At 44.7% G+C, this 16952-nt stretch carries 15 protein-coding genes; 5 read left to right on the top strand and 10 right to left on the bottom strand.

The genetic code is table 11. From position 1 onward, the window contains the following. Positions 1 to 7: 7 nt before the first annotated feature. The 10 genes from JO154_RS19580 to gcvT form a co-directional block, all read right to left on the bottom strand. A complete protein-coding gene (locus tag JO154_RS19580; protein ID WP_291948653.1) occupies positions 8 to 1090 on the bottom strand; it encodes a porin in 1083 nt (360 codons plus the stop codon). Between the two features lie 23 nt (positions 1091 to 1113). Continuing rightward, positions 1114 to 1677: a K(+)-transporting ATPase subunit C gene (locus tag JO154_RS19575; protein ID WP_291948651.1), complete on the bottom strand. Its 564-nt coding sequence runs from the start codon at positions 1675 to 1677 to the stop codon at positions 1114 to 1116. A 24-nt stretch (positions 1678 to 1701) separates the two neighbouring features. Then, positions 1702 to 3747 carry a potassium-transporting ATPase subunit KdpB gene (gene kdpB, locus JO154_RS19570; RefSeq protein WP_291948649.1) on the bottom strand — a complete coding sequence of 682 codons (2046 nt, stop codon included), beginning with the start codon at positions 3745 to 3747 and terminating at the stop codon, positions 1702 to 1704. A 21-nt stretch (positions 3748 to 3768) separates the two neighbouring features. Continuing rightward, positions 3769 to 5487, bottom strand: coding sequence for a potassium-transporting ATPase subunit KdpA (gene kdpA / locus JO154_RS19565; RefSeq protein ID WP_291948647.1), 1719 nt, complete (start codon positions 5485 to 5487; stop codon positions 3769 to 3771). A gap of 7 nt (positions 5488 to 5494) precedes the next feature. Beyond that, positions 5495 to 5572 carry a potassium-transporting ATPase subunit F gene (locus tag JO154_RS26545; protein ID WP_366935597.1) on the bottom strand — a complete coding sequence of 26 codons (78 nt, stop codon included), beginning with the start codon at positions 5570 to 5572 and terminating at the stop codon, positions 5495 to 5497. Between the two features lie 128 nt (positions 5573 to 5700). After that, positions 5701 to 6042, bottom strand: coding sequence for a hypothetical protein (locus JO154_RS19560; RefSeq protein ID WP_291948645.1), 342 nt, complete (start codon positions 6040 to 6042; stop codon positions 5701 to 5703). Between the two features lie 283 nt (positions 6043 to 6325). After that, entirely contained in the window at positions 6326 to 10063 is a 3738-nt protein-coding gene (locus JO154_RS19555) for a DEAD/DEAH box helicase (protein ID WP_291948643.1), read from the bottom strand. Between the two features lie 273 nt (positions 10064 to 10336). Then, positions 10337 to 11074 (bottom strand): 2-phosphosulfolactate phosphatase, encoded by a 738-nt coding sequence (locus JO154_RS19550; RefSeq protein WP_291948640.1) that lies wholly within the window; start codon positions 11072 to 11074, stop codon positions 10337 to 10339. A gap of 16 nt (positions 11075 to 11090) precedes the next feature. Continuing rightward, positions 11091 to 11564: an SRPBCC family protein gene (locus tag JO154_RS19545; RefSeq protein ID WP_291948638.1), complete on the bottom strand. Its 474-nt coding sequence runs from the start codon at positions 11562 to 11564 to the stop codon at positions 11091 to 11093. A gap of 107 nt (positions 11565 to 11671) precedes the next feature. Then, complete coding sequence (gene gcvT, locus JO154_RS19540; protein ID WP_291948636.1) at positions 11672 to 12754, bottom strand: glycine cleavage system aminomethyltransferase GcvT; 1083 nt, start codon at positions 12752 to 12754, stop codon at positions 11672 to 11674. Between the two features lie 201 nt (positions 12755 to 12955). Between gcvT and JO154_RS19535 the strand changes: the two genes are divergently transcribed. From JO154_RS19535 to JO154_RS19515, 5 genes are all read left to right on the top strand, one after another. Beyond that, complete coding sequence (locus tag JO154_RS19535) at positions 12956 to 14308, top strand: M20/M25/M40 family metallo-hydrolase (protein ID WP_291948634.1); 1353 nt, start codon at positions 12956 to 12958, stop codon at positions 14306 to 14308. Positions 14309 to 14424: 116 nt separating this feature from the next. Continuing rightward, the gene (locus JO154_RS19530; protein WP_291948632.1) at positions 14425 to 14823 is read left to right on the top strand and encodes a nuclear transport factor 2 family protein; all 399 of its coding nucleotides are present in this window, start codon (positions 14425 to 14427) and stop codon (positions 14821 to 14823) included. A 7-nt stretch (positions 14824 to 14830) separates the two neighbouring features. After that, positions 14831 to 15238, top strand: a complete 408-nt coding sequence (locus tag JO154_RS19525) for a hypothetical protein (protein WP_291948629.1) — start codon at positions 14831 to 14833, stop codon at positions 15236 to 15238. 12 nt (positions 15239 to 15250) lie between these two features. Beyond that, a complete protein-coding gene (locus JO154_RS19520; protein ID WP_291948627.1) occupies positions 15251 to 15937 on the top strand; it encodes an NUDIX hydrolase in 687 nt (228 codons plus the stop codon). A 96-nt stretch (positions 15938 to 16033) separates the two neighbouring features. Then, on the top strand, positions 16034 to 16945 hold the full coding sequence (locus JO154_RS19515; protein ID WP_291948626.1) for an NUDIX domain-containing protein: 912 nt from the start codon (positions 16034 to 16036) through the stop codon (positions 16943 to 16945). The last annotated feature ends 7 nt before the right edge of the window (positions 16946 to 16952 follow it).

Genomic DNA, 16952 nt, shown 5'->3' with positions numbered 1-16952 from the left:
TGATTTATTAAAACCATACTGCCAGCGAGGCGGTAATAGCGCCGTTGGTGCTGGTAGGAGTATCCTTTTTCAGGAAAGTTTTGTCTCTGCCATCAAATAGTCTGCCTTCCAGGCGAAACATTATATTGTTGACAGGAGTGAAGTCTGCGTTTAACGAAAAGCCGCTGGTTTTAAATCCATTCGGGGTATTAGTAGCGATGATTACACCGTCTTTGTCATTGTAGTATTCCACTCGACCGGCCATAGCAAAGCGTTCTGTGAATGCATACTTGGCCACAACGATGGGAGAATACCAAGCGGAGTAATCACCAGAGCCTTTTTCTTTTTGTTGCAAACCATAGTCACAGCCTGCAATAAAACTCAATTTATATGTGATATTAAAGGTACCGTAAAGGTCGTTAAAGTATCTCATTTTACGGGTACTATCCGGAAAATCATTTCCGATATAAGTACTCCAGTTTAAGAGGATACGCGCGTTGGGTTTAAAAGTAATCTGCGTACCAAAATTGGGTGTCTGATTACCATCCAATCTTTTGATACGTTGCCATCCATTCAAGTACATGGCAGCAAAGGACCATTTATCATTGGGCGCCCAGGTAACTTTGGCGCCGGCCTCAAAGTAAGGCGTATTCTCCGCCATGATACTGCGGGTAAGCGTGTAGCAGTCTTTCCCGATAGCGCTTTCAAAACCGATATGGGAGGGCATGATGCCAGCATCCACCCAGACTTTTCCAAAACGTACGCCTACATTGGCTTCATAGAGGTAACGCAATGCTTCTGGCTCTGCGGCCATGTTATGTTGGGTATAAGTACCTCCCATGATACCCACGTTGGCGTGTACACGACTACTGGTATAATTGGCTTTCACCATGGCCAGGTTTACATTTAGTTCGTTATGCCTGTTGAAGTTATACAGAAATCCTGGAGCCATATGGTTGGATGGTTGGCCAGTATTATAGCTGTAATAAGCTTCTGCATATCCGGAAAAGGTGAGGTTTCCTTTGTCATTTTGTACGTTTTTAGTAGAGTCTTGAGCATACAGGTTCAGTGTCGCAGACAAGATGCCTGCAACCATTAAGGCTTTTTTCATATAGAGTCAGTTCAGTTCGTCGATTATTTCAATTCGTCCAGTGCTACATTGAGTTTCAGTACGTTTACGGTAGGAGTTCCAAACATGCCCAAAACAGGCGCTTTGGTATTATCGGCAATCAGTTGTTTCAGCTTATCCGCAGGAATGCCCCTAGCTTTCGCTATACGTGCTACCTGGATATAAGCGGCAACTGGAGAAAGATGTGGATCAAGGCCGCTGGCAGACGCGGTTACCAGTTCCGCAGGGATCTCTGATTTTTTAACGTCTGGGTTGTGCACCAGGAAAGTATCTATACGTTCCTGCACTACTTTTAAGTAGTCTGGGTTGTTGGCGGATTTATTGGAACCTCCGGAGCCGGCAGCGTTGTAATCCACTGCTGACGGGCGGCTCCAGAAATATTTATCCTGTGTAAATTTCTGCCCTATCTGTTCAAATCCAACTACTTTTCCATTATGCATCACCGTTACACCATCTCCTTTACCAGGAGCCAGTTTCGCGATACCTGCCAGCAGCAGGGGATAAAGACCACCCAGTAATACTACGAGCAGGATAGTCAGTTTTATAGAGGGCAAGAGATATTTTTTCATGACTTTCTTTTTAATTTAATCAGCTTACATAAACAGGGCTATCAGCATATCGATAATCTTAATACCGATGAATGGAGCGATCACGCCACCTACACCGTATATCAATAGGTTTCTGCGCAATAATGCACTGGCTCCTATTGGCTTATAGGCTACTCCGCGCAGTGCCAGTGGAATCAACATGGGGATAATAATCGCATTGAAGATAACCGCACTGAGAATAGCCGTTTCAGGGCTATGTAGTTTCATGATATTAATACCTTGTAATGCTGGAATTGATGCCACAAACAAGGCAGGTACTATCGCGAAATATTTGGCTACGTCGTTGGCGATGGAGAAGGTAGTAAGTGTACCACGTGTCATCAGCAACTGTTTACCGATTTCTACGATCTCAATCAGTTTAGTAGGGTCGTTGTCTAGGTCCACCATGTTACCGGCTTCTTTGGCGGCTTGTGTACCACTATTCATTGCTACTCCCACATCCGCTTGGGCGAGGGCAGGGGCATCGTTGGTACCGTCTCCCATCATGGCTACGAGGCGGCCTTCCTGTTGCTCGCGGCGGATATAAGTCATTTTATCTTCCGGTTTGGCTTCGGCGATGAAGTCGTCCACGCCGGCCTTAGTGGCGATATATTTTGCAGTCAGGGGGTTATCTCCCGTTACCATCACTGTTTTTACACCCATCCTACGCAGACGGTCGAAACGCTCGCTGATACCAGGTTTGATAATGTCTTGCAGCTCTATTACGCCTTGTACTTTCCCATTCAATGCTACTACCAGGGGAGTACCGCCATCTTTGGAGATCGCTTCTACGCGAGTGGTAGTTTCCACTGGGAAAGGGTTTCCGGCTCTTTCTGCCAGGTTTTTGATAGCGTCGTACGCACCTTTGCGGATTTTATTACCATCTGGTAGGTCAATACCGCTACTACGGGTTTCGGCGGTAAATTTCACCAGCATGCCGCCAGTAGTATCCAGTTTGGAAACGATATCTCTTCCGGCCAATTCCACGATAGACTTACCTTCTGGGGTTTCATCGGAGAGGGAACTGATGGCGCACAGCTTCACAAAATCATCTACATTGGAGCCATTAACAGGGTAAAAGTTAGTCGCCTTACGATTACCAATAGTAATGGTACCCGTTTTATCCAGCAAGAGCACATCGATGTCTCCGGCTGTTTCTACTGCTTTACCAGATTTAGTAATCACATTTGCACGCAGGGCCCTGTCCATACCCGCAATACCGATAGCGGATAACAATCCACCGATGGTCGTAGGTATCAGGCAGACGAATAGGGAGATGAATGCTGCTATCGTAATCGGTGTGTTCGCATAATCAGCGAAAGGCTTGAGGGTTACACAAACGATAATGAATACCAGGGTGAAACTTGCCAGCAATATCGTCAGCGCAATTTCATTCGGCGTTTTCTGACGACTAGCCCCTTCTACCAGGGCAATCATCTTATCCAGGAAGGATTCACCAGGTTCGGTGGTCACACGTACTTTGATATGATCAGAAAGTACTTTTGTACCGCCTACCACGCTAGATTTATCCCCACCTGCTTCCCGAATTACGGGAGCGCTTTCCCCCGTAATCGCAGACTCGTCGATACTGGCGAGCCCTTGAACAATCTCTCCGTCCGCCGGAATGATGTCTCCCGGATCACAAACAAATATATCTCCTTTACGCAGTTGGGAAGAGGATACTATTTTGATTTCGTTGGTGAAGATTTCCCCAATCAGTTCTACTTTTTTAGCGGGTGTTTCTTCCCTGGTTTTGCGCAAGCTCTCTGCTTGTGCTTTACCTCTCGCTTCGGCAATAGCTTCCGCGAAGTTGGCAAACAGCACCGTCAGGAACAGCACCAGGAAAACGGCCAGGTTATAACCAGCGCTACCCTGGTCTGTATTTTTAGTAAATAGGGCGTATAAGGCCACAATAAGCATTACCGCAGTGCCGAGTTCCACGGTAAACATTACCGGGTTCTTAATCATCAGCTTTGGATTCAGTTTCACGAAAGATTGCTTCAGACTTTCCAGTACCTGCTCTTTCGGAAACAGTTTATTATCTTTATTCATCTCGAATTATCTTATTGGTAATTATTTATACAGCGAAAAATACTCTGCAATAGGGCCCAGCGCCAGCGCAGGGAAGTAAGACAACGCGGTTAATATCACAATCACTGCAAATGTCATCCCTCCAAAAGTAATAGAATCCGTACGCAGGGTACCCGCAGATTCAGGGATATACTTCTTAGAGCCCATAATACCAGCAATTGCAACCGGTCCTATAATTGGTAGATATCTACCTAAAATCAATACAAAACCAGTGCTGACATTCCAGAACACATTACCATCTCCAAGCCCTTCAAAACCAGAACCGTTATTTGCGTTGGAAGATGTCATCTCATACAGCATTTCAGAAAACCCATGATAACCAGGATTGTTCAACCAGGCGCTCGGTTTCATCGCCCAATCTGCATTTGGATAATGTACTAATACAAAGCAGGCAATGGCTGTACCGGCAAGAATGAGGAAGGGAGACAACAAGGTAATCAGGGCGGCAATCTTCACTTCTCGCGCCTCGAGTTTATGTCCCATGAATTCCGGTGTACGGCCTACCATCAATCCTGAAATGAATACCGCGATAATCACATAGATGTAATAGTTAAGAATACCTACGCCACATCCGCCATAGAGGCAGTTCAGCATCATACCGAGTAACTGCATCAAGCCAGTCATTGGCATCATACTATCATGGAATCCGCAGATAGAACCAGTGGAAATGATCGTTGTCACCGTACTCCAGTAACCCGTTCCTGCAGGCCCAAATCGGACCTCTTTACCTTCCATGGACCCCGTTAGTTGTTGTACGCCCATATGAGCTAGGGCAGGGTTTCCGCTCATTTCTGCCTGCATCGTAGGTATCAATAGGCATATCATACCAATAGTCATGATACCAAAAATGACATTGGCGAATTTTCTCCGTTGGATGAACATACCTAGGGCAAATACCATCGCAATAGGAATCACTACTTGTGCCACCATTTCTGTGATATAGCCGACATAGTTCGGATTCTCAAATGGATGCGCAGAGTTGGCGCCAAACCATCCACCACCGTTGGTTCCCAAGTGTTTGATGGCAATGAATCCGGCAGCAGGACCGCGGGAAACATTCATAGTATCGCCTTGTAATGTTACCACACTGGCTTTGCCGGCAAAACTAGCAGGTGTACCATTGAAGATCAGTATGATCGCTATCAGCAAACTGAATGGCAACAGAATACGGGTAGTGGTTTTCAGGAAGATTTCCCAGAAGTTACCCAGTTTAGTAACTGTTTTCTCTTTAAATGCTTTAAACACAACGATGAGCGCTGCAATACCTGTTGCCGCACTTACAAACTGCAAGAAGGCCAGTACAAAGAGCTGTGTGAAATAAGTAACACCGGTTTCGCCGGAATAGTGCTGTAGGTTACAGTTTACCAGGAAGCTGATGGCAGAGTTGAAGGCCAGATCTGCCGACTGTCCAGGGTTTCCATCCGGATTGAGTGGCAATTTATCCTGGAAGAACAAAGCGAAGAAGGCATAGACAAACCATACCAGGTTAATCGTCAGCAGCGCTTTCATATGCTGCTTCCAATCCATTTCTTCCTTCGGATTGATACCGGAAAATTTGAAGAAGAGTCTTTCCAGCGGCGACATAAAATCAGACCATACCTTGTCTCCTCTGAAAACCTTGACAAAATATCTCGCGAGTGGCCAGGCAAGTAGTAATGTTAGTCCATAGGTGGCGATCACGCCTAATATTTCTGTATTCATCTTTTAGTTAGAATTTTTCCGGCTTCAGCAGTACATATATCATGTAAAAGAATACCAGTATGGATAAGACAAAGAGTGCTGTCATATTGGTTAGAGTTAAGCAGGCTAAATGTTTTCGAAATAGTCTACAGATTTAAAGAATAGTACAAAACAGACCAATCCGGCAATCAGTAGCAAAGTGGTGAGTAACATGTCGTTTTTTATTTTTAAGATTTATACTCCGGTTGTTTGCAGTTGATGGGTACGGATCTGGCGCAGTGTGGCTGGAAGCAGCTCTCTCACATTGCTTTGGATCAAGGGCGATAACGCATACACATATACGCTCTCGATCGCATTTTTAAGGACGGCGCTGCCATTATGATACAGTACTGCTGCCATGGTGAAACATCGCCTTACTTCCTCCGTTTGTCCGTGGCGAATCATCTGTCCGGTATAATCTGCAAAGGAGTGTATCACTTTGCTGATCTTCCCTCTCCCGTTATGCTGCTCCATTGCAACAGTAAGCCCTTCAATCTGAAAGCCTATTAACCGGGAGATCTTTGAATCAGGTAACATGGTAATATTCGTTTTTGTTCTACTACACATGCCAGCGGAATGCCACAACTTGGTAAGCAGGTCAGAAAAACCACTCAATTAATTAATAGTCAATTAGATATATTTATTTCAGAGAGAAATAACGGGGAGGGGTATAGGAGAAAACCATGCAGAAATGGTAGGGTACATGCAGAAAATGAAAGGGCCATATAGGCATAAAAAAACAAGGAAAGTTGATTATGCATTAAATGCAATTCAACTTTCCTTGTAGTGTATTACAAAATTATCAGGTGCGTATTATTGATTAACTGAAGAGATACAGTACATCTTCTTTGGTCAGTTTCTTCACAAATCCGCTATCATCTGCGATGATTTCTTTTACAAGCGATTTCTTTCTCTCTTGTAATTGTAGGATTTTTTCTTCTACCGTATCCTTACAGATCATGCGGTATGCAAAGATATTTTTCGTTTGTCCGATACGGTGTGTACGGTCGATCGCCTGTTGTTCTACAGCCGGATTCCACCATGGATCTACGATGTATACATAATCCGCTGCAGTGAGGTTAAGACCCACACCACCGGCTTTCAATGAAATCAGGAATACCCTGCAATCATCATTGTTCTGGAAGTTTTGAATAGCCTTTTCACGATCCATTGTAGAAGTACTTCCATCGAAGTATTCAAACGGAATTTTCATGTGCTGCAATCTCTCTTTGATCAGTCCCAACATTCCTAGGAATTGTGAGAACACCAATACTTTGTGATTACCGATATTCTCGGAAATCTCACGCGTGAGTTCATGCAACTTCACAGAGTGATTTGGATATTGTTCGGTATCATTCAAGATAGCAGGACTATCACATATCTGACGGAGTTTCATCAGACCCTGGAGAATGGTCAACTGGCTGCGTTCCATACCCTGATCTTCAATAACACCGAGGATTTTAGAGCGATAACTATTACGGTAGGCATCATAAATATGCCGTTGTTCCGCATCCATTTCGCAGAAAATAACCGTTTCGATTTTTTCTGGCAACTCCTTCGCTACTTGTTCCTTCGTACGACGTAGTATGAATGGATATATCAGCTTACGCAGATGATCTTTTCTTTCTTCATCCTGGAACTTATCTATCGGCGTAGCGAATTCATTTCGGAAGAAGTCCACACTACCCAACATACCTGGATTTAGGAAGTTCATCTGTGCATAAATATCGAACGTATTATTCTGCATAGGCGTACCACTCAATGCCAGGCGGTTCTTGGTATGCAACAGTTGTGCAGCTTTGGTTACTTTAGACTGTGGATTCTTAATAGCCTGAGACTCATCCAGTACTACATAATCGAATTCTAGTTTCATCAGCAACTGAATATCGCTGCGGAGGGTGCCGTAAGTGGTAATGATCACATCATACTTGGCCAGTTCCTCACTGCTTTTGAGTCGGGCTGGTCCATGGTGAATATGATGCGTCATTTCTGGTGTGAACTTGCGAATTTCATTTTCCCAGTTGTAAATAAGAGTGGTAGGGCAAACCACGAGGGTCATACACTGTCCATGCCTATTTTTATAATACTGGATAAATGTGAGGGCCTGAATAGTTTTACCAAGACCCATATCATCTGCCAGGATACCGCCCCATTTAATTTCGTCCAGGTAGTTCAGCCATTGGAAGCCACTTTCCTGGTATGGACGTAATTTGGCGTTGAGGTTTTCCGGCAGGGCAATATTGCGGATTTCATCAAACTGCAACAGCTTTTTACGTTTCTGTTCCAGTTCAATTACCACGGCTTCATCATCAATAAACTCATAGAGCTCATCGATTACACTGAAGTTATATTTACTGAGTTTAAGACCTTTATCTTTTTCCTCACCCACTTTAAAGAGCAGGGAGTATTTACGTAACCATTCTTCCGGCAGTAAGCCTAGTGAGCCATCTGCCAGTTGTACATAGTTCTGTTTATTAGCCAGTGCGGATTTGATATCCTTGATGCTCACTTTCTGATCGCCATATACCACTTCAATCTGTGCGTCAAACCAGTCGATACCCGAACTGATTTGAAGATTGGTAACCGGTTTATGAGAACTAAATTTAAAGTTGCGCAGGTTATCGAAACCGAATACCCGTACATCCATTTCTTTCAGTGCATCAAAGAAGAGGAAGAACCAGTTGTTCTTCAGTGCTTCTTTCGCACGGAGATAGAAATAGTTCTGGTTATCATTTTGGGAGAAGTTGGTATGAAGGGTACGCAGTTTAGCCACGAACTCTTCTTCCGCTTCCTTATGACGATGTATTACAATGACCTTATTCCCTTCCTGGACGGTGATTTTAGCATCATCATTCCACTCCACTTCCTGCCCGCGATAAGAGAATCCAGGCTGGATAATGAAGGTTTCACCCATTTCTTTCAGGTATACATGATTGTCCGGTCTGAGATCCCGTACTTCAGAAAGCAGTCCGTTATCAAACTGGATATCATATTGCCTGCTCATAGGCAGGAGATAATCTTTCAGGTATACTGGCCATTCTTTGTTAGGAATGCGCAGTTTTCCATTTTGCCTGAACAGTTCCACATGGAGGGAATCTTGTGGATTTTCGAACATGTATACCACGTTCTTGTGCAGGAAAAGGAGAGGACTGTCCCAGGCGTTGGTGGACACATTCACTTCTTCTCCTTCGATGGAAACGAAGCATTCCACTTCCACATGGGTATTCCCCGTATGTGTTTTAATGATGAGTTTCAGTCGTTCTGCGCCCAATTGTAATGCCACCAGGTTTTTGGTTTTAAAAGCCTGACGGTTGGGGAGCAGGAAGAGCAATCCTTGCTCAGCCAGTTGCGGGAATAGTTTGGCTAATTTCGGATGCAGGTATTCCAGCATCAACTCTTTCGTTTCGGTGGGTAGTTCTTCCGCGTTTTCGTGCGTAATATTTTCCCAGATACCTGCAAACGGTGAGTTTTTGCTGAGGAATTTGCTGACTTCAGAATTCTGGAGTTTTCTGACCGGTGCGATCAGATCGCGGTCTTTCTCCTTGTATTGATAGAAATCCACATACTTTGTCAGATCTAATTTGCTAGCGAGAGAAACGAAGGCGGTTTGCTCATCGTTTACCTCCCCGCTGACGAGATCCAGTCTGAAGTAGGGATAGAGGGTTTCGTTTGCATTGAACACCGCTGCCAATCGCTGTGTAACCGTGATGGTTTCATCGGCAGGTGGTGGTGGCGTGACGGCTTGTTGCCGACCGATAGCGCTGCCATCTACGCGTTTGATACTGTTGTCCAGTACGCGGAGGAATGGTTTCCCATCTGTATAGGTAAATGCGAATTTACCTTCCAGGTCGTCGGTGAGGGAGTAGCCGTAGAGGGAGAGGAGTTTATTTTTCTCTTTGTCCCAGTTACGGAGCGTATCGAAATAGAAAGGTCCGTTTTTCTGCAGTAGTTGCAGGAAGAGGGCCGTTTTATGGACGCAGAGGGCATGTTCGGTTTCATCGCAGGTGCAATGGGTATCGAAAAAGCGTTCCTCGTTGCGTTGAATGATGAGTGGAAATTCCTGACCGTCTACTTTGAGGACGGCTTCCACTTTTTCATCTTTTGCGCTGATGATTTTGGCCGGTTTTCCTTTGGCTAATTCCTCTGCTGTGGCGAAGATGGAGCCAGAGGTAAGGAGTTTAATGATTTTGAGGTCGATTGACTTCATTTTCACCAGCGTATGTTGCTGATCAAATTGAGTATCAAAGCTTTCAAACTGATTTTTGTCCAGCATCTCTTGCAACTGAAAGAGTGCAGCCGCTTCATGCCGGCAGATATCCCCTAAATTATAAGGGCATTGGCATCGGATGGACATGCCGTTGGTATCGCCATATTTATTGATAGATACCCGATAGTAGTTGGCATGCGTGTCGCTTTTCACGCGGAAGGTCGCTGATTTTAGTACCGGGTCTGCCTCAATCAATTCAACACCCCCGGTAGAAAATATACGCTTCCCCCTGCGGATCACTTCATCAGTGCCGTTATTGTAAACATATTTTAGCAAATGGGGTAGCGACATACTATCTGTTGTTGCCTCCTTTTATTTTACCAGCCAAAGGGTTAAAATAAGAAAAAAAGATTCGGCAGCTGGTAAAAAGGCAATCCACAAAAGTAAGCAGAAAATCTCTTTTGAAAAAGACTTCAGCCGACTTGCCGAGAACACATCTTTTCTTTAAAAATAAGTAAAAAAAAGCATTTTAAAACGACTGGTTATCAGTAGTCGGATAGCAATAAAAATCCCGGGCCCCTACAGGAGAGGCCCGGGTTTCTATTAGGCGTGAAAAATTTAATGTTATAAAGCAGGAATTGCTGCTGTTACCAGTTCACCATTTTTGAAAATGGGGAGCACATTTGCACCATCTGGCGTGAGGCAGTAGTGAATATCTTTCTCCAAGCCGTATTTCGCCAGTCTTTTATAGTGGGAGGCCTGATGCATGAAGGAATAAATATCGTCTTTTGCAGTATTGTAGAGAGACTCGGCTGCAATAGCGGAGTCGCAGTCCACATTGAAATGGGCTTTAATTCGGTTTACCACGGCGCCGGCGAAGAGGGTATCTTCCATATTTACCCGGTCTTTCCAGGCAGCGCATCCGAGGATAACAGGTTGGCCCTGAGCAATGAGGTAATCGCATACTGCGCTGATGTTAGGGAAAGATCCTGTTACAATCTGGATGGCATCTTTGGCCATATGCAGTAATTTGGTACCATTGGTGGTAGTCAGCACCAATGTTTGCCCTTCGATAAAATCGCGGGGATATTCGAATGGTGAATTTCCGTGTACGAGGCCTTCGGCCACTTTGCCATCGCGTTCGCCGGCAGTGATGCCCCCGATCGCGCGGCCAATATTCACACATTCTTCCACGGTAGCTACCGGGATAACTTTGTTCGCACCATTATAAAGGGCGGTGCAGATGGTGGAAGTAGCACGTAGTACGTCAATAATTACTACGATGCTGTTTTTTACATCATAAAGATGCAGCAAAGCCGGAGATAAACATACTTCCAGGCTTGGTTTGTTGCTTTCTGTCATTCAGTTGCTTTTTGCTTTAATCAAGGATCACCCGCCACTTGTCAGTTTCTGCATATTCCTTAATAGTATCATTGCGATGGCATAGTAGCTTCGTCATATACTTCACCAGGTAAAAACGCTCTACCATTCGGCCTATCCAGCCATAAGGCGTACCGAATTCCATCATATCAATCATCACAGTGCCATTGCCAATCTCTTTAAAGTAATGGTCATGTTTCAGGAAAGTGAAATCGCCCGCTTCCATTTCATCACAGAAGTGTTGATTCATATCCATGGCAGTGATTTTGGTAGTCAATTGCCTTAATTTTCCGAGATGCTTGGCTTGCCAAGTAACGGATTCCCCTTTTATAATAAGTCCGGTGGTTCTCCCTTTTATAGGCTCCTCCTTTGTATGCTCCATACTTTTCTTATGGAGTGTTATACTGCGACTTAAATCAAAAACGCGTTCCAACGGGGCATGGATAACGGTTGTCAAATGAATAGTGGGCATAGATAGATATGGTATAATTAAAAAATTCCGGTACCCGGAATTCCAGGTACCGAAATTAATAACTTTAACCGGCTATTCATATCTAAATCTCCGGTAGATTATTTTACTTATCCCAGAAATGGCACTTTCACCACTTTCGCTTTCAGTTGTTTATCTCTTACAGCGATGAAGATTTCACTGTCCAGTGCAGCAAAAGGAGTTTTCACATAGCCAAGACCGATAGCTTTCTGCATGCTTGGCGACTGTGTACCAGAGGTAACGCGGCCGATAACGTTTCCGGCTGCATCCTTGATTTCATAGTCGTGACGCGGAATGCCCTTGTCTACCATTTCAAAACCTACCAATTTCTGTTCTACACCATTCGCTTTCTGTGCTTCAAAGATAGCGCGGGAAGGGAAATCCTTTGTAAACTTGGTAATCCAACCCAGACCAGCTTCCATTGGAGAAGTACGATCGTCGATATCGTTACCGTACAGGCAGAAGCCCATTTCCAGGCGGAGCGTATCGCGAGCGCCCAAACCAATTGGTTTCAGACCTTTACCCAGAGAGAACAATGCATCCCAGATTTTTTCCGCTGCACCGTCTTTATCTTCAAAATATATTTCGATACCACCCGCTCCGGTATAACCAGTTGCACTGATCACTACATTCGGAACACCTGCAAATTCACCTTTTTCGAAAGTGTAATATTTCAGGTTTACCAGGTCTACAGCAGTCAGTGGCTGTAGCATGCTGGTAGCATTCGGGCCCTGAATAGCGAGGAGACAGGTTTTGTCGGAAATGTTGTGCATTTCCACATTGTTGGTATTGAACTGACTGATCCAGTTCCAGTCTTTTTCAATATTGCTTGCATTCACCACCAGCATATATACATTGTTTGGCTCAATGCAATACACCAGCAAATCGTCTACGATACCGCCTTCATTGTTTGGCAGGCAGCTATACTGCGCTTTACCGGCAGTCAGTTTGGAAGCATCGTTGGAGGTAACACGCTGAATGAGATCCAGTGCATGCTCACCTTTTAACATAAACTCGCCCATGTGGCTCACATCAAAAACTCCTGCATTGGTGCGTACGGCCTGATGTTCATCGTTGATCCCTGTATAGGATATTGGCATGTTGTAACCTGCGAATGGAGCCATTTTTGCACCCAGCGCAATGTGTTTTTCTGTAAAAGGCGTGTTTTTCATACTTTATTTTTAAAACGCGGCAAAAATAACGTTTTGCCATATACTAACGATAATCACTTTCCGACGAATGACGATTCCCAGACCAAAGGGTTATATTATAAATAGCTAATATACAATCGAATAGTAAAAAAGATGTCCCACGAATTTCCTTGTAGGTGCAGGGTAATTCGTAATTTTGCCCCACACCCAAAACAGTTTGCTGTGAAAAAGATAACCTGGCTGTTACCAATGGTAGTTTCTACCTTGTTTGTAAATGCGCAGAGAAAAACGGACCGCAAAACCCTGACAAACCTGCAAATGCACATTGCTTATCTCAGCAGTGACAAGCTGGAAGGACGTCGTACAGGCGCTCCCGGCGAAAAACTGGCTGCGGAGTACATTAGCGAACAGATGCAACAAATAGGGCTGTTACCAAAGGGGACAGCGGAATTCCTGCAAACGTTTACAGTGAAAGAAGGCCTGGAACCTGCTTCCACCTGCAATTTTGAGTTGAACCACAAACAACTAACAGTTGGCCTCCATTATTTGCCATTGCCATTCTCCGCAGCTAAATCAGCCAAAGGAGAGGTGCTGCCACAAGCCAATGAACCAGACAACATCTGGTTGATCAACGTGACAGAAGTAGATACCACGAAATACAAATCCCGGTTGGAACTATATCGTAAAGAAACCGCTACTGCCGCACAATCCGGCGCTACTGCGGTGATCTTTTACAATGGCGGCGAATCCCTGGAACTGGTGAATAGCTGGCTCGTACAATCAGCGGCTGCGGCTATTCCTGCCATTTGGGTAAATAAAGACATCAGCAAAATCCTGGACGACGATAACGCCAATAGCTTCCTCATTCAGTTACATGCAGAACTGCAACCAGTAAAACGTACAGGCATTAACGTGATCGGCTATATCGATAATAAAGCAGAACAAACCATTATCATCGGTGCACATTACGATCACTTGGGCTTTGGCGAGGACAATAATGGTCTTACCAAAGGGCATGTTTTATACCATGGGGCAAATGATAACGCCAGCGGCATCGCTGCTATGTTGGAAATTGCCCGCCAACTGAAAGCTTCCAAACTGCGTCATAATAACTACCTGTTTGTGGCTTTCTCTGGAAACGAACAAGGTCTGAGCGGCTCTAAATACTTGGTAGCCAACAGTCCTGTAGATTTGGCTACTGTCAACTACATGATTAACCTCGATATGATTGGGCGCCTCAATCCCGCACATGGCCTGCAAATTGCTGGCGTAGGCACCAGTCCTTCTTGGGCGCAACTTCTTACCAGCGTTGTAAAAGATACCAAAGTAGTGTACAATGCCAGTGGCACCGGCCCCGCTGATCATAGTTCCTTCTATAGAAAAAATATTCCTGTTCTCTTTTTCTGTACCGATCGAGAAGACTTTCACCAACCAGAAGATGTAGCGGAAAAAATCAACTATGAAGGCACACTCACCGTCATGAGAGTAGTGTATGATCTGATCGATAAAACGGATAATCTCCAAAAACTGGCCTTCAGTGCCACACCAGACTCATTGACAGCTGTCGCCAAATAATAAAAGCTGATGTTGATATAGAAACGAATTTTATAAATTCGCAATTCGTTACTGGAGCAGCAAAATGGTTTACTGCCCCGTAATGCGTAATTTGTAATTCGTAATCAACATCCTCAATGGACGAAAAACTGGCGGTAGTATACCGATACTTTCAGCTACTGGAGAACTTTTCAGTGGATGCTGCTGAATTCGCCGGAATCTTTCATCCTAATATCATTCAAACAGAATATCCTAACCAGATGTCGAATGATATTAAACAAAGGAATTTCGATATCATCTTGGAAAGCATGGCTACTACCAGGTTGATTCTCAAGTCGCAGCACTATAGTGTGCTCAAGGCGATTGAAAACGGTAATACACTAGTGGTGGAAGCCAAATGGACAGGTGAAATAGGAGTGGATGCTGGAAAATTTCGTCGCGGACAGGTAATGAAAGCGTTTATTTGCAGTATCATTGAGTTTCGGGATGGTAAAATCTACCGCCAACGAAATTATGATTGCTACGAACATCAATAAAAAAGATATGGGAAAATTATTATCGTTTCTGGCCCTGGCCACCAGCCTGTTGCTCGCTTGCAACCCTCAGCGTGAAAAAACCGCAGACAGATCCAGCTACGATGTGATCACTGAAAAAAGCTATGTATACCGGGAAAGCAAGCCTGCTCCAGGCCCGCTGACCGACTCAGTCCTCGCACTGAAAAAACAAATCACTGACTACCTCGAACAACAAGGCTTTAAGCCACATATGGCGGGGAAAGACAGCCTCCTGTTCGAACGTACCAACAAACAGGAAGTTATGATCGAACTCCCTGCACCCCAGGATGTATGGCAATCCAATACGATCATCGTTTTTGATCCGGCCAAAAATCCACTGTTCGTGAATTTACACAAGGGAACTGCTCAAATTGATCATTATATTCAATCTAAATAATCCGGTTTAAAATTGCCTATCAAACAGCAAATAAAACTTACCGTAGATGCGGTTGTTTTTGGATATATCCCCAAAGAAGGGATCGTGGTACTGCTGATTAAGCGCACCATCGAACCTTTCCTGCATAGCTGGGCGCTGCCCGGCGGATTCGTACGCGATGAAGAGAACCTCGAAAATGCCGTTACCAGGGAACTGCTCACAGAAGCAGGCGTAAATATCAACTACCTGGAACAACTCTATACTTTCGGTATGCCTAACCGCGATCCCCGCGGTCGTGTAGTATCTATCGCCTATTTCGGACTGGTAAATCCTACCAATTATAAGCTGGCCGCCAGCTCCGACGCCGAAGACGCTACCTGGTTCAATATTAAAGAACTACCGGACCTCGCTTTCGATCACGCTACTATCATCGACCTGGCCGTAAAACGCCTCCGCAATAAAATCAGGTACGAGCCTATCGGCTTCGAACTACTCGATAAAAAATTCCCGATCGCCGATCTGGAAAAACTCTACGAAACACTACTGGACCGGCCCATCGATCGCCGCAACTTCCAGAAAAAAATCAATCACCTGGGTATCCTCATCGCACATAACGAAAAACAAAAACAAGTGTCGCAAGGCCGCCCAGCAAAACTCTTCAGCTTCAATGAAGAGAAATATTTCCAATTGAAAAAAGACGGAATGGCCTTCGAAATATAATCGAAAAGCTATTTTGTGTATTTTTTACAAAAATTATTTTGGTAGATTAAAATACCTGTTTATATTTGTGTAACAATTACGCAAAATAGCTCGAAGATGCAAGTACAAAAGCCCACAGGAGTTATTATAGCCCGGTTCCAGACGCCCGTCCTGCATGAAGGACACCTGGAAATCATCCGGCAGGTAAAAGAGAACCACAACAGAGTTCTCATACTACTCGGCGTCAGCCCTGTGAAAGGCAGCCGCAAAAACCCACTGGACTACTACACCCGCGAACGCATGATCAAACAACTGTTCCCGGAAATTATAGTACTCCCCCTCAGCGATCAGAAATACGATGAGGTATGGTCCGCAAAATTGGACGATCTACTCCGTACCAACTTCCCACATGAATCATTTGTGCTCTATGGCAGCAGAGATAGCTTTATTGGTACCTACAGCGGGAAATATAAAACCATTGCGCTACCACCAGTGAAAGATTATAACGCTACGGCCATGCGGGAAGAAATCTCCGATAAAGTATTCGATACCGCGGAATTCCGCTCTGGGATTATATATAACACGTACAGCCTGTTCCCCTCAGTTTATGCGACAGTCGACATCGCGGTTTTCAGAAACAATAAACAGGAACTGCTGTTAGGAATAAAACCAAATGAAAAAGCCTGGCGACTCCCAGGAGGATTTTCAGATCCAACAGATGAATCCTTCGAAATAGCCGCCAAACGGGAATTGCAGGAGGAATGTGGTCAGTTTGAAACCACCCCAATGGAGTATGTCTGCTCTCGCAGGATGAACGACTGGCGCTACCAATCCGAAACGAATAAGATCATTACCACCCTCTTCGCTACAGATCTGATTTATGGCGAAGCCGCTCCCGGAGACGATTTGGAAGCACTGAAATGGGTAACGGTAACGGATATACCGCAAATGATCGCCGCCGGTACCATCACAGACACACATATCCCATTACTGCAAATCCTCCTGGAAAAATTTACGACCAACGCTTAAACTGAAG

This window comes from Chitinophaga sp. (assembly GCF_019236475.1).
In the GTDB taxonomy this organism is placed as follows: Bacteria; Bacteroidota; Bacteroidia; order Chitinophagales; family Chitinophagaceae; genus Chitinophaga.
Note: the sequence above shows the minus strand (reverse complement) of the source record. Positions and strands in the feature narration are given on the sequence as shown.

What these genes read in the sequence shown, in the direction of transcription:
- JO154_RS19580 (WP_291948653.1), bottom strand. Translation starts at nt 1,090, where the DNA reads ATGAAAAAAGCCTTAATGGTTGCAGGCATCTTGTCTGCGACACTGAAC.
- JO154_RS19575 (WP_291948651.1), bottom strand. Translation starts at nt 1,677, where the DNA reads ATGAAAAAATATCTCTTGCCCTCTATAAAACTGACTATCCTGCTCGTA.
- kdpB (WP_291948649.1), bottom strand. Translation starts at nt 3,747, where the DNA reads ATGAATAAAGATAATAAACTGTTTCCGAAAGAGCAGGTACTGGAAAGT.
- kdpA (WP_291948647.1), bottom strand. Translation starts at nt 5,487, where the DNA reads ATGAATACAGAAATATTAGGCGTGATCGCCACCTATGGACTAACATTA.
- JO154_RS26545 (WP_366935597.1), bottom strand. Translation starts at nt 5,572, where the DNA reads ATGACAGCACTCTTTGTCTTATCCATACTGGTATTCTTTTACATGATA.
- JO154_RS19560 (WP_291948645.1), bottom strand. Translation starts at nt 6,042, where the DNA reads ATGTTACCTGATTCAAAGATCTCCCGGTTAATAGGCTTTCAGATTGAA.
- JO154_RS19555 (WP_291948643.1), bottom strand. Translation starts at nt 10,063, where the DNA reads ATGTCGCTACCCCATTTGCTAAAATATGTTTACAATAACGGCACTGAT.
- JO154_RS19550 (WP_291948640.1), bottom strand. Translation starts at nt 11,074, where the DNA reads ATGACAGAAAGCAACAAACCAAGCCTGGAAGTATGTTTATCTCCGGCT.
- JO154_RS19545 (WP_291948638.1), bottom strand. Translation starts at nt 11,564, where the DNA reads ATGCCCACTATTCATTTGACAACCGTTATCCATGCCCCGTTGGAACGC.
- gcvT (WP_291948636.1), bottom strand. Translation starts at nt 12,754, where the DNA reads ATGAAAAACACGCCTTTTACAGAAAAACACATTGCGCTGGGTGCAAAA.
- JO154_RS19530 (WP_291948632.1), top strand. Translation starts at nt 14,425, where the DNA reads ATGGACGAAAAACTGGCGGTAGTATACCGATACTTTCAGCTACTGGAG.
- JO154_RS19525 (WP_291948629.1), top strand. Translation starts at nt 14,831, where the DNA reads ATGGGAAAATTATTATCGTTTCTGGCCCTGGCCACCAGCCTGTTGCTC.
- JO154_RS19515 (WP_291948626.1), top strand. Translation starts at nt 16,034, where the DNA reads ATGCAAGTACAAAAGCCCACAGGAGTTATTATAGCCCGGTTCCAGACG.